Raw genomic sequence first — 13,056 nt, forward strand, 5'->3', positions numbered from 1 at the left:
GGAGAGTCGCGATGAGCTGGTTATCGACGCATGCGGTTGGGATCGATGTTCTGGTATCTGTGATCGGCTTTGCCGCCAACTGGATGCTGCAATCAACGCTGCTGGTGAGCATCGGCCTGCTGGTGGGCGCTTTGCTCCGTAAAAGCGGCTCCGCGGCTCAGTCCTTGGTATACCGAACAACCCTGGCTGCGGCGCTCGTTTGTCCTGTTGCTACGTTCGCTCTGTCCCAAGCCGGATATTCGGGCTGGGCGATTGGTATGCCGCAGGCATGGGTAGCTACAGCGATCGAGGCCCCCGCTGGCGAAGCCGCCATCCAATCCCCGGAATTCAACGAACGCGGCTCTTCTGATATGACCGTAGCCTCTGCCGGCGATGATCGTCTCATTAACGCGAAAGTGCCTTTCAATAAGTCGGGGGCGATTACGGCGCCAATCGACTTTGAGTCGCTGCAATCGCAGCCGGTGTCGCCGGGGCCATTTACGGCGGAGGCGCCCGCCACGCTTCAACCAGTCCAAGAAGCAATCGCCGTCGATCTTGCCCCGACAGTTACGCTGTTTGGTAAGGCCGTGGCTGTGGCCGCATTAGCTTGGTTGGCCGCTGCGGGGCTGCTGGCGATGCGGTTGTTGATGGCGTGGTGGCGGCTTGCCAGCCTCCGCAAGTCTGCCATTCACGCCGACAGCGTAACAAGAGACACCTGTCGGTTATTATCCGACGAGATGGATGTCGCCGCGCCCGAAGTGCGGTGCAGCCCCTACTTGCCGAGCCCGTGCCTTTCAGGCATCAGAAAACCTGCTGTCTTGCTGCCCGAGGCAGAGCTCTGCCTGCCGGTGCGTGACGTGCTGATCCACGAACTCGCCCACCTGCGTCGCCACGATTGCTTTTGGAATCTGCTGCGTCAGCTGGCGACTGCTCTCTTCTTCTTCCACCCGCTGCTATGGGTTCTGTCACGGCGGATTGAAACCACGGCCGAGGAAGTGTGCGACGACTTTGTCGTACAGTTTGGCGGTAATCGAGAAGAGTATGCCCACCGGCTCGTCAACATTGCCGAGCTGTCGTCGGCGCCGTTCGCAGCGGCGGGCGTGGGGATTGTTTCGTTGCGGTCGATGCTCGCCAGGAGAGTTACGCGGATCATGGACACGTCGCGGTCGCTCTCGACGCGTGTCGGCAACCTGCTGCTGCTAACGGTCCTCATGAGTGGGCTTGCCGGAGTGACAATGACCGGTTTGATAGGCTTAGCGCCGGCTGCTACGCAAGCAAATACGACTACCGAGATCGGAGACCAGACTGAACTAGCTGAACTCATCACACAAGATGCGGCGCCGGATGACTTGATCACTGTCCGAGGACAGGTGGTCAAACCAAACGGTCAGCCCATGAGTGACGCCGATGTCTACGTTCTACGTTACTTCTGGGACTACGGAGACAAGAAGCCGCTTAGCTCTACCAAAGCGGACCAAGACGGTCGATTCGAGATCTCTTACCGCAAGTCACAATTCGCCGAAACCGCGGGCAGGCCCAACCAATGGCGCGAGACCTGCATCGCGGCGTTCGCAAGAGGCTACGGTATCGGTTGGGCCGAGTACGACCGCTTGAAACCGGGCGAGGGTGCAATCATCCGCCTCGCGGTTGACGACGTGCTGATCGAAGGGCGGGTGATCGACCTTGAGGGGAAGCCTGTCGTCGGCGCCACGGTCGAGGTTGGTTCGATTGACGAGCCCAAGGCGGACACGCTCGACGAATACCTCAACGCGATCAAAGCGTCGCAGGCGATCTCGACTGCGTATCGGCTCATGGATGGGGGTCCGCCACATCACAAAGCGGGCCACTGGCCGGCGATCACCACCGATTCCAAAGGCGTGTTCCGCGTGTCGGGTGTCGGTCGTGAGCGTATCGTTAAGCTGCACGTGAGCGGTCCGACGATTGTGAGCAGTACGCTCCGCGTCGCGACTCGGCGTATGGAGCCGATCGTTCACCCGGCCTACGCGTCTCGCGATGCCGACAGCGAGACCCAATACGGCTCGGAGTTCCATTACACGGCGGCGCCGTCACGCGCGATTACCGGTGTTGTCCGCGACGCCGATTCGGGCGAACCAATCAGCGGCGCCGAAGTCTGGAGTTGGCGTTTTGCCGGCGAGAATATCAGCGGGATCACGACGATCAAAACAAAGTCGGACAACGAGGGGCGGTATCGGCTGAACGGCATGCCTAAGGGCAAAGGCAACGAAGTCGTCGTTGTGCCCACCGATCTACCCTATTTTACCGCGGAGTTCGAGGCGCCCGATCCGCCAGGTATCGAACCGGTTCTGCTCGATATCGAACTTCACCGCGGCAAGTGGGTAACAGGTCGCGTGACCGACAAAGCAACCGGCTCGCCAGTCGCGGCCCGAATGCACTACATGGCTTTTCCGGACAACAAGCTCGCGTACGAGTTGCCCGAATTCGAATACGGCACGCATTGCTCGTTGATTCAAAATCGATACCGCACCGATGCCGACGGGCGGTACCGTGTTGTCGCGCTGCCGGGCCACGGCATCATAGGGGTGAGGGCGATCCTCGATCCCTATCCCGTTGGGCAGGGCTTTGGCGACATCGAGAGCGCCGGCGACCGTAATGCTTTTGTGCGAATCAACGGCCCTATCAGCCCTTCACCAAGATCGCCGACCGCCATGAAGGAAGTGCGGATCGTCCCCGAAGCTGAGGAAACCGTCCTAGACTTTGCGCTCGATTCGGGCAGCAGCGTGGCGCTCCGAGCGGTGGACCCCCGTGGGAGACCGATGAAAGAAGTCGATGTGGTTGGCGTCACCGAGATCTACGGGTCCCACATGAAGATGGACTCGGCCGAGTTCGAACTCACCTGCTTCCGCCCCGACGAAGAACGCACCGTGCTGCTCAGTCACCCCGAGCGGCGACTCGGCAAGGCGCTCCGCATTGCCGTCGACAAGAACCGGGACGGCCCACTGGAGGTGACGCTCGAACCGATGGCAATCGTCACGGGACGGCTAACACGTGACGGCGCCCCGGTCCCTGGCTTATCGATACGCATCGATGTGAAAGGCGACTCTGGCTATGGCCGCAGTCTTAGTCGCACGGCCACGGATAAAGAAGGCGTATTCCACCACGAGGAGCTCCTTCCTGGTCTCGATTACTCCATCTACGCCGAAGGGCGAGGGCTTGAGCCAACCCCCCTTGCCGATGGGCTCACCGTAATGCCTGGCGAGACGATCGATCTGGGAACGATCGACGTAAATAGTAAAGAACGCCCCGAGCCGAAGCGATCGATCGCGAGTCAAGACGTCGAACCGCTTCCGAAGAGCGAAGCCGACAAGTTCGCCGGCAAGGTGGTCGATCCCGACGGCAACCCCGCCGCCGGCGCGGAGTTGTTCTTGGTGTTTCACATCCCCGAGGCGAGCGGGCGGTTGACGCCGAATTGGAAACCACTGGCGACGACTAACGCCGAGGGCGGGTTCCGCTTCACGGTGAAGCCCAGCGACTTCGGATCCAACGCTACGGCCCGCGAGTTCGGCTACGGCCAGATCGTCGCGACGCACCCTGACTTTGGCTTTGCCTCGGCGGCGGCAAGCCTGTTTGAGACCAGTGGCGAGGCATTACGCAAAGTCAAAGAGCGTCTGAAGACGGTTCCGCCGGCTTATGCGGGAGCCATCAAAAAGATGCTCGCGGCCAAAGGGCAGCCGCTCAAGCTGCAGGCGGAGAGCCAGCCGATCCGCGGCCGCATTGTCGACATCAACGGTCAGCCGGTCGCCGGCGCCAAGCTAACGCTACTGGAAACGTGGACGGGCGTCGACGGTACGCTCGACGGCTGGACCAGGGCGGCTGGTGAGCCCAAGGCGGACTATTACTCAGCGCGGATGCAAACGCCGCAAAGCATGAATGGTCCTCAACTGCGTTCGGTTATCTCGCCAGCGACAACCGACGCTGACGGACGCTTTCGAATCAATGGCATCGGGGATGGCAAGATCGCATGGCTGCTCCTAGAAGGCCCCGGCATTGAGTCGGCCAAGGTCTGGACCCGCACCGAGGCCGGAGAAGCGATCAAGCTGATGCGTGAGCGGCGTTCGCCCGACCTAGGATTTTATACCTACCACTCGTCTGAGTTCACACACGTCGCGGGCCCTTCGGTCCCAATCACCGGCGTCGTACGCGACGCCGAAACGAAGGATCCTCTGGCTGGGATCACCGTTAAAAGCCAGAGGCGGCACGGTGAGCAGATCGGCGGTTGGGGGCAAGACTTCGTCCGCGCAGTGACCGACAAAGAGGGCCGCTATCGCCTCGAAGGGATGCCGATCGGCAAGGAAAACTCCATCGCCGCGATAGCACCGAGTGGTGATACAGCCTACTTCTCGGCCGAGAGAGCGGCTCCTACCAAGACGGGCGAGCCCACACGCGTCGACTTTGATCTTCGACGCGGTATTTGGGTCGAAGGCCACGTCACCGACAAGCAATCCGGCAAGGGCCTACCGGGCAGGCTGAAGTACTACTTTGACGGTAAGAACCCCAACTTTAGCGAAGCACGCTCGCTAGGCGTAGACGAGCGAGATCGCTTGCGAGCCCGCGATGACGGCGGCTTCCGGATTGCAGCTTTACCCGGCGTTGGGTACGTCGCGTTCTTAGCCGACGATCACGAAACGTATCCAAGTGCCGAGGGCGTGCTCAAGGCGAATGGTCGGATCGAAAAGCCCAACGAATCAATGATCCGGACCCGCCCCTCCTACTTGATGACGACCAACTATCACGTTGTCGCCGAGATCGATCCCGCCGAGGGCGCTCAGCAGGTGAGGCTGGATCTCGAAATCGACGGGGGCTCGCTCGTTGTTGGCCGCGTTACGGATCCAGCTGGTAAACCAGTAGCTGGCTACCGCTATGCGGGCCGTCAGGCGCGGATGATTGGGTCGTGGCGCCCGGCGAAAGAAGACCGATTCGAATTGCTCGGATACGATCGCGAGAAGCCGCGCCATTTCTACTTTGTCCATCAAGAACGTCAGCTGGCAGGGCATGCGGTAATCGAGAGCGATCTTCCTGCCGACCTTGTCGTCCAACTCCAACCCGCTGGGAGAGTGACTGGGCGTCTTGTTGACCAAGATGGCGTTCCGCTGCCCGATTGCCAGTTGGTTCCATATCATCCGCCAATCGCGACTCCCTCTCTCCTAGACAACGTACATCAGGCGGCGCCGCTGCCGCACAACACCCCTCATTCATTGAGCGCACAGCACGAGACCGATGCCGAGGGTCGGTTCGAGATTGCTGGCCTCGCTCCGGGCGTCGAGTACCAACTGCGGGCGTTCGATCGTAACAGCATGATGGCCAAACGCCGCCGAGCGCCGAAGTTCTCCGGTCCGCTGGACACGGTAATCAAGGTTGAACCCGGAGAATCGAAAGACCTGGGCGACGTGAGGTTGTTAGACGAGAAAGAGTTCGCCAAACGTGCAGAGGCGGGCAAGTGATGAGAAAGCCGCCAAAGGATCGGTTGCACTACCCAATCCACAGCACGAGTGGTTCTTGCTTCTCGACCATCAAGGCTTTAGCGAGCCATGCACCAGCAGAATGGGTAAGTGAGGTTCCAGGATGCTGAATCCGCAAACGAGCATCTGGGCGCCGTACCGGCCGAGCGAATCTGCGCCTTGGAACCTGAAACGCGTGGTGCACCTCCACCGCCGCGCGGCCTTCGCCGCGCCATGGGATGTGTTGCAGCGAGATCTAGTGGACGGGCCCCGAGCGGCGGTCGATCGCTTACTGAAAGGCGACGAATCTCCCGCCTTCGAGTCGATGGCACAAACCATCGGCGAGGCCGCCATGGTTTCGGGCAGCCCGGGGCGGCTCAAGGCGTGGTGGGTCTATCGCATGCTGATGTCACCCGACCCGCTGGGCGAGCGGCTCACGCTGATGTGGCACAACCACTTCGCCACCAGCAACCGCAAGGTGCAAGACCTCGTGCTGATGCGTGAGCAAAACGATCTGCTCCGCAAGCAAGCACGGGCGCCGTTTGGCGAGCTCCTCACCGCCGTGGTGAAGCACCCCGCGATGCTCGCCTGGCTCGACGCCGATTCGAATCGCAAGGGCCATCCCAATGAGAATCTTGCCCGCGAGCTATTGGAACTGTTCACGCTCGGCGTGGGCAATTACTCCGAAACGGACGTGAAGGGGGCGGCGCGTGCGTTGACCGGCTGGACCATCGTGGGAGGTCGGTTCGCCTATCGCGAAGCCAGGCACGACATTGGCGAGATTGACCTGTTTGGCACGCAGGGCCCGCTCACCGGCGACGGTCTCCTTGAACAACTTCTCAATCATCCCGGAACTTCCAAGCGGCTCGCGTGGCGTATCTGCCAGACATTCCTGGGCGAGGATGTCGTCACCAGAGCGGCATTGGACGAACTCGCTGACGGGCTTGCCGAACGCGAATTGAACATTGGTTGGGCGGTCGAGACCGTGCTGCGATCGCGACTTTTCTTTTCGATCGAGAATATGCGGTCGCGTGTGTTGGGGCCAACCGAGTATGTCGTCGGCGTGCTGCGGGCCCTTGAACTCCGTGAACCGCCGCCGAGCACACTGGTGCTGGCCGAGTGGGCGTCGCGGATGGGGCAGGACCTGTTTTATCCACCAAACGTCGGGGGCTGGAACGAAGGAAGAGCGTGGCTCGCCACGCGGACAGTCGTCGCCCGGGCCAACTTTGCCGACGCACTCGTTTCTGGCCGGCTCTGGCGACCGGCTCGCGAACCAGAACCTGACGCCCTGGTCCACAGACACAGCCAGTTAGACAAACTCGCAGAACACGTCAACTGGCTCGCCAAGTTGTTATGGGGCGAGTGCCCGGAAGAGGCGACTGCACCGATTGTCAAAGCTGCCAGATCAGCAGAAGCGCCGCTGCCGAAGGCTCTGGCCTTACTGCTGACGCGCCCGGAACATTCTCTAGCCTGAACAATTAAAGGGTTTGCGATGCTCTCTCGCCGCCGATTCTTGCGGACAAGTTCGGTCGTCTCGCTTTCGCCCCTATTGCCGTCTGTCTTCACCAAGACAGCCTACGCAGCGGGCAACGAGAGTGACGCCAAAACGCTCGTAGTCATCCAGCTCGATGGTGGCAACGACGGCCTGAACACCGTCGTCCCGTTCGGCGACGACGAATACGCCCGTGCCCGGAATAAACTCCGCCTTCCAGCCGATAAGCTGCACAAGCTCGACGACTACGTCGGCTTGCACCCAAGCATGCGGGCCGCCAAAGAACTCTTTGACGACGGTCGACTTTCGATCGTGCAGGGAGTGGGCTACCCCAACCCTGACCGCTCGCACTTCCGCAGCATGAAGATCTGGCAAACCGCCAGTTTTGAGAACGCCGACCACGACGGCTACGGATGGCTGGGCCGCGCACTCGACGCGAAGCCCAAAGTAAGCAGCCCAGCAGTGGCGCCAGGCGCGATCTATGTGGGTGACCAAGAAACGCCGGTGGCGTTATGGGGGCGTCGATCTCAAGCAACGGCTCTGTCACGAGAGGAGGACCTCCGCCTGTTGCTAAACCCCGCGTTTCACAGCGAACCGTCGTCAGCGCAAGATGACTCACTCAACGATTTTGTCTCGCGGCAGACGCTCTCAGCGGTAGCTGCTTCCGAAGAATTCAATCGGCAACAAAAGCAGACCGCGGGATCAGTCAGTAGCTACCCCAACACAGGGCTTGGGAGACGGCTCAGACTCATCTCGCAAGTGCTGAAAGGAAAATCGCAAGCACGGGTCTACTACACCGCGCAGTCGGGATACGACACGCACCAGGCACAGCTCTACACGCACTCGCGTTTGCTGCAAGAGTTCTCCGACGCGGTCAAGGCGTTTCTGGACGACATCAAGTCCGCAAAGCTCGACGACCGCGTGGTGGTTCTCGCCTTCAGCGAATTCGGACGGCGAGTCAAAGAGAATAACTCTCTCGGAACAGACCACGGCACAGCCGGCCCCGTCTTCTTGGCGGGCGCCCCCGTTGCAGGCGGCCTCTTAGGAACGGCGCCTGATTTAGCAAACCTTGATGACGGCGACCTCAGAACGCAGGTCGATTTCAGGCGGATCTATTCCACGCTCCTATCGGACTGGCTCGACATCGATGCCGCGAGCGTGCTAGCCGGCACGCATAAAAAACTGCCGCTGCTATGCCGAGGTTAAACGGATCTTGATCATGATTCGTCCATGCAGGGCACAGTGACCTAACACGTACTCTGAGGCTGCTCGGCAGGAGGCGCCTCTTAAATTTCGTCCGCGTGTGATGCCCCGACAACGCGAGCAGTTTTCGTAGGTTTGCCAACGGAAAGATGGTATTAGAGCGGTTTGCTCATAGGTGTAGACGCTCGGCTCGCGATCGGCGTCATGGCTTCGTCAGCCTGCATCGACAATGCACCGCATTGCCTGCTTCGGCTTCCTCGCCACGCCACCAATCGCTTCCCCGCTCGTCCACACCAATTCGAAAACCGCTCTAAGATTCCGCAGACATGGCCCCAGCATGGAAGTGGTAACTTAAAAAAATACGCTCTCTATCTCGGGGTCGGCAGAAGTCGTCGCACAATGCTAGTCAGCGGCGCCGCTGCTGGCATCGGCGGCCGGCTACCGCGGCGAACAGGGCGATGGCCAGGCCGATCGCAGCCGGTTCCGGCACACCCACAGCGGCTGTCTCGAGGGTCTCGCCGAACTGGGAGACCCAGAAGTCGTAGTCTTCTTGATCGACAACACCGGGAGTGAGGGCCGCGGGGTTTTCGTTGGCGAGAGTGGCGTTCATACCTAATTGGTCACGCCAAACGGTGAAGTCGGCGGCGTCGACCACGCCGTTGGTGTTGTAGTCGCCGGGCAGGCTAACCGAGACAACCTCGATCAGGCCCTTGGCGACCACCCCATCCGACGTTCGGCGGTACTCGAAGGTCAACGATTCGGTGTCTCCGCCCGGCTTGAATGCGAGACCGAGGCTCTCGGTACGCCCCTCGTCGAACAGCGAGGACCCTAGCAGGAACGCCTCGCTCAGCGCGCTGTCGCTGGCGCCGCCCGCCTCATCCCAAGTCTCACCGATTCCATTGCCGACGGTCGAGTCGCCGTCGAGACCGTCGACCGCGTCGAGACCCTGGTTGCTGAAGCTGCTCCATTCGGCGTAATTGAGATCGTCGGTAGAGCTCACGATGCGGTAGGAGTCGAACTGGAAATCGGTAGGCGAATCATTGAAGATCTCGACGGCGCCGGTGGCGGTATTCACGCGGAGCTTCAGCGCGTCGAAATCCGAGTAGCGGACATCGTCGAACGAGTTGAACGCCGAGAAGCCAGTGCCAACCGTGGGGTCACCCGTGAAAGAGAACGAAGAGATCACGGCGTTGGGGTCGGTATCGAGCACGCCGAAGAAGCCGTTGACAGTCGAATCAAACGACCCAACGATCTGGCCGTTCGTCCCCTCGAAGCTGAGGAACGCGCCATCGCCGGCCGAGTCGTAGTTGTTGTACTCGAAGGCGAAGGCCTCGACGCCAGGCGGCAAAGAAACGGTGACCGTCTCCTGGGCATTGGCGCCGTGGCCGGCATCGAGGAACCGCATGTTGACCACCACGTCGCCGTTGATGTCGGCGCCCGAACTCACATAGGGGGAAACATCGACGACGGCGTTGTCGCCAAAGTTGGCGTTGGCCGACAGACCGAGAAAGCCGTTCGGGCTGGTGGTCGCGTTCCCGGCGAGGCCGAAGTAGTCATCGACGGTGGCGCCCTCGAAGTCTTCGAGAAAGGTCACATCGGCGACAGCCGCTTGCCAGGAAGCCAGGTCGGTAAAGGTTTGAACCTCGGCACGCGCGGTTTGCTCCATCATGGCTATCCACGCCAAGGCAAACGAGACGGCGAGTCTGGCGCAAGTAATTGCTGCAGCCCACGGATCGGCCGAGGGAACGGCGCCCGCTTCGTGATGCTCATTGAGGTGCGTCATGAGTTTATCCTTACTAAGTACTAGACTACGCTGTGCGTGGGATGGTTGAGGGGAACCAATAGGTCAGGGTCTCATGACAAGCGTGAGCGGCGTCTGAGCAGCGCCGGTGCGGAGAGGGCTAACGCCAAGATCGTGGCGGACCCCGGCTCGGGGACTCCGGCTACCATCTGGGCGAACGACCCGGCGCCGTTGGCCGCCTCGAACGCCTCTTTGAACAGGGTGAAGTCGACGAAGCTGTTGACCCCGCCGTAGTTCAAGTCGCCGAGCTGATAAGCCTGGGCGGGTGAGAACGCGGAGAGGTCTGCCTCGTACCCAGCGATGAAAGCGGTCCAATCGTCGGCGGTGATCTCACCGTCGAAGTTGAGATCGCCCACCTCGAACCGCTCTCCGCCGTTGCCGACGAATTCGACGGTCGCGTTACGAACGACGCCGCCTGCGAACATCAGCTGCGCCCGAAGGTCTTCGATGGGGCTCTTGATCCATGAGCCGCCCGTGTCGCTGAGCACGACCTCTTGGCCGAGACCCAAGGCCCCGCCATCGCCGCTCACCAAGGACTCGCTCAGCTCAGAGGTTGTTGCCTCGTCGATCGACCAGGGATCGTCGGCGTCGACCGTCCCATCTCCCGGGCCTGCGGCGGCGTCGTAGTTGCCGGCGATCGGCATCCAGCCTTCGGTGTCGAGCGCCCCGATCGAGGAGGTCAGCGAGTACGATTCCAAGCCGGTGAGCTCTTCGCCGGTGGTGTTAATCAGCTTCACGACGCCCGTGTCGCGGTCCACTTCGAGCGTGACCAGGTCGGTGAGCGGGTTCGAGTCCGTTAGAGCGATGCGATCGATCGCAAAGAATTCCTCGAGGTCGCTGCCGAAGTTGTTGTTGGCGACGAACCGGATCGAGTTGCCGTCACGACTCGGGGCCACCTGTCCAGAGCCAAGTGACTGCGAGGGGCCCGAACCGTTCTTGTAGAACACCTCGTAGGTGTCGGTCGTTTTGTCGAGCTCAAGCACCATGGTGAAGGGCTGGGACTGCACCGTTTCGAGTTGCGCCACGTTGCCGAGGCTCGTCGAGCCGCCGCCCAGCGCGCTGCCCTCCAACTGGATCCCCTCGGTGGCGATATCGCGTGTGATTTGCATCTGGGCGGTGACCGCCGCGCCGTCGACGCCCGTGTCGTCGTTGAGGAATCCGAAGCGGATCTGCTCGGGGTTGGCGGTCTCACCCGAGACGTCGGGGCCGCGGAAGTCCCAGCCGGCCATCTCGACGACGATATAGCGAGGCGCGCCCGTCGTCGCGGTGATGTTGTCGATCTGCAAGTAGCTAGGAGCGAAAACGTCGCTGTACTTGTAGACCGTGAAGGAGTCATCCAGCACAAAAGAGTCGGTCAGCAGGTTGATGTCGGTCGACCATTGGTTCCCGGAGTTCGTCGAATTCTCGGCGTCTCCGAGCTCGGTGAAGTCCGAGTCATTGAACTCGAAAGACTCGAAGTCGATCGCCGCCGCAACGGCCCCGGGCAGCACGAGCGCCAGGGCGGTCAGCAGCGTTGCCGACGTTGATTTCCAGTGGGTCATGGGTGGCTTCCCGGTGGGTCGTCAGTTTGTGCGGACGCCGCAGCGGACGTATCCCGCAAGCATTAATACCATCGCCGTTGCTAAACCGAGCCCAGCGGGCTCGGGCGCAAGCAGCGCAGCAAACTCGGCCGCACCGTGGGCCGACGTGAACGCGTCTTTGAAGAGTCCGAAATCGTAGATGTCGTTCAGGCCGTCGCCGTTGAGGTCGCCCGCCAGAAACGCCTCCTCGGCCGAGAGCCCGCTCAGATCGGTCTCCGCGCCGGCGACCAGCAACAGCCAGTCGTCGGTATCGACGAAGCCGTCAGAGTTCAGGTCGCCGGCGATCGGCAAGCCGATCTGGATGTCGTAGAAACCGAGGCTCCCGTAATCGGAGTACCGTCCGGGATTGTCCACCCCGTCGACGAAGAAGGTGTAGTCGCCGGCGGTGAGAAAGAGGTCGTAGTTGATGTTGGGGGTGACGCTAGGATCGAGCTCAACGACGACCTCCCCCAAACTGTCGTAGATCACCACCCCGACGTCGATGTTGGGGTCTTGGGCGAAGCCATTGACATCGAAAGAGACCTCGCCGGTCGTGGTGGTGAACCTGAAGTAGTCGCGGTCGTACCGCTCCTCGATGATCCCCCACTCCGAGATTTCCCCGTCGATCGACTCCAGCAAGTGGGGGTCCGCTAGGCTGTTTAGGTAGTCGTCTTCGCGGAAGCCGAAGCCCTTGCTGGTGATGAAGCTGTAGTCGTCGAACGTATTGCTCGAGCCGGCGTAGTCGCCGTTGCTCCACTGAGTGATTGAGGCGTCGAAAGGCGCACCCATGAGCGGGCCCCAACTCGTCCGGCCGTAGCCCCCCGTGCCGGGATGGTACTCTTGGTCGTAATAGCTGTCGTGCGCCAGGCCGAAGGTGTGGCCCACCTCGTGGCTGGCGGTCAGGCCCCCCTTGCGGGCGCCCTTGTTGAACGTGAAGACCGGGTTGTCCGCAGCGTCGTCGAAACGCGAAGAGCCCGAGTCGCCGCCGATACCGACCCCGAATCCAGCGGTCGCTTGCGTCATCACCACCCGCATGCCCCAGTGGGTGTCGCCATCGCCCAACTTCCTCAATGCAGTCGCACCAGGATCGGCAGTGGTCACGTTGACGTTGAACGGGATGTAGTCCTCGGCCACGTTCTGAAAGATCTGCTGGATCTCGATCAGCTCCTCGTCGCTGAACGACCCCGAGTCACCATCGAGGTCGTAGGCCGGGAACACAATGTTGTGCCCCCACGAATTGCCGACGCTGTGGAAGCCCGTGAAGTCGAGGTAGATGGTCTTCGTCGCGTTGGGATTGCTCGACAAGCTGAAGGTGCTCTCAAGCCCGTACGGAGCCTCGGCGAACTCGTCGCCAAAGGTGAACGAGCCGTCGACGTAGGCGGGGTACTTCGCCCCCAATGCCGGCGCCGCCAACAGCAGCGTGAACGCCAACGCCGTCAGAATGCTAGGCGACTGGAGTCGGACCGTCCTGGGCGTGTCAATCATTCCAGTGTCCACGAGCATTGCTTCAATCAACGCAGCTAAAAGTGGTGGTCATCGAGCGGA

The 13,056-nt window shown here is 61.2% G+C and carries 6 protein-coding genes; 3 read left to right on the plus strand and 3 right to left on the minus strand.

Going from position 1 to position 13,056, the window contains the following annotated elements; all coding sequences use genetic code 11:
• The first annotated feature begins 11 nt into the window (after nt 1–11).
• From Mal64_RS03340 to Mal64_RS03350, 3 genes are all read left to right on the plus strand, one after another.
• The gene (locus tag Mal64_RS03340; RefSeq protein WP_146397028.1) at nt 12–5,459 is read left to right on the plus strand and encodes a M56 family metallopeptidase; all 5,448 of its coding nucleotides are present in this window, start codon (nt 12–14) and stop codon (nt 5,457–5,459) included.
• A gap of 121 nt (nt 5,460–5,580) precedes the next feature.
• On the plus strand, nt 5,581–6,930 hold the full coding sequence (locus tag Mal64_RS03345) for a DUF1800 domain-containing protein (protein WP_146397032.1): 1,350 nt from the start codon (nt 5,581–5,583) through the stop codon (nt 6,928–6,930).
• A gap of 18 nt (nt 6,931–6,948) precedes the next feature.
• Nucleotides 6,949–8,154, plus strand: a complete 1,206-nt coding sequence (locus tag Mal64_RS03350) for a DUF1501 domain-containing protein (RefSeq protein ID WP_146397036.1) — start codon at nt 6,949–6,951, stop codon at nt 8,152–8,154.
• A 403-nt stretch (nt 8,155–8,557) separates the two neighbouring features.
• Here the strand turns inward: Mal64_RS03350 and Mal64_RS03355 are convergent, their stop codons facing one another.
• The 3 genes from Mal64_RS03355 to Mal64_RS03365 all read right to left on the minus strand — a co-directional run bounded on the left by Mal64_RS03355 (nt 8,558) and on the right by Mal64_RS03365 (nt 12,996).
• Nucleotides 8,558–9,934 (minus strand): hypothetical protein, encoded by a 1,377-nt coding sequence (locus Mal64_RS03355; RefSeq protein WP_146397041.1) that lies wholly within the window; start codon nt 9,932–9,934, stop codon nt 8,558–8,560.
• Between the two features lie 71 nt (nt 9,935–10,005).
• Nucleotides 10,006–11,493, minus strand: a complete 1,488-nt coding sequence (locus tag Mal64_RS03360) for a hypothetical protein (protein WP_146397044.1) — start codon at nt 11,491–11,493, stop codon at nt 10,006–10,008.
• 21 nt (nt 11,494–11,514) lie between these two features.
• Nucleotides 11,515–12,996, minus strand: a complete 1,482-nt coding sequence (locus tag Mal64_RS03365; RefSeq protein WP_146397046.1) for a hypothetical protein — start codon at nt 12,994–12,996, stop codon at nt 11,515–11,517.
• Nucleotides 12,997–13,056: the final 60 nt, after the last annotated feature.

This window comes from Pseudobythopirellula maris (assembly GCF_007859945.1).
Taxonomy (GTDB): domain Bacteria; phylum Planctomycetota; class Planctomycetia; order Pirellulales; family Lacipirellulaceae; genus Pseudobythopirellula; species Pseudobythopirellula maris.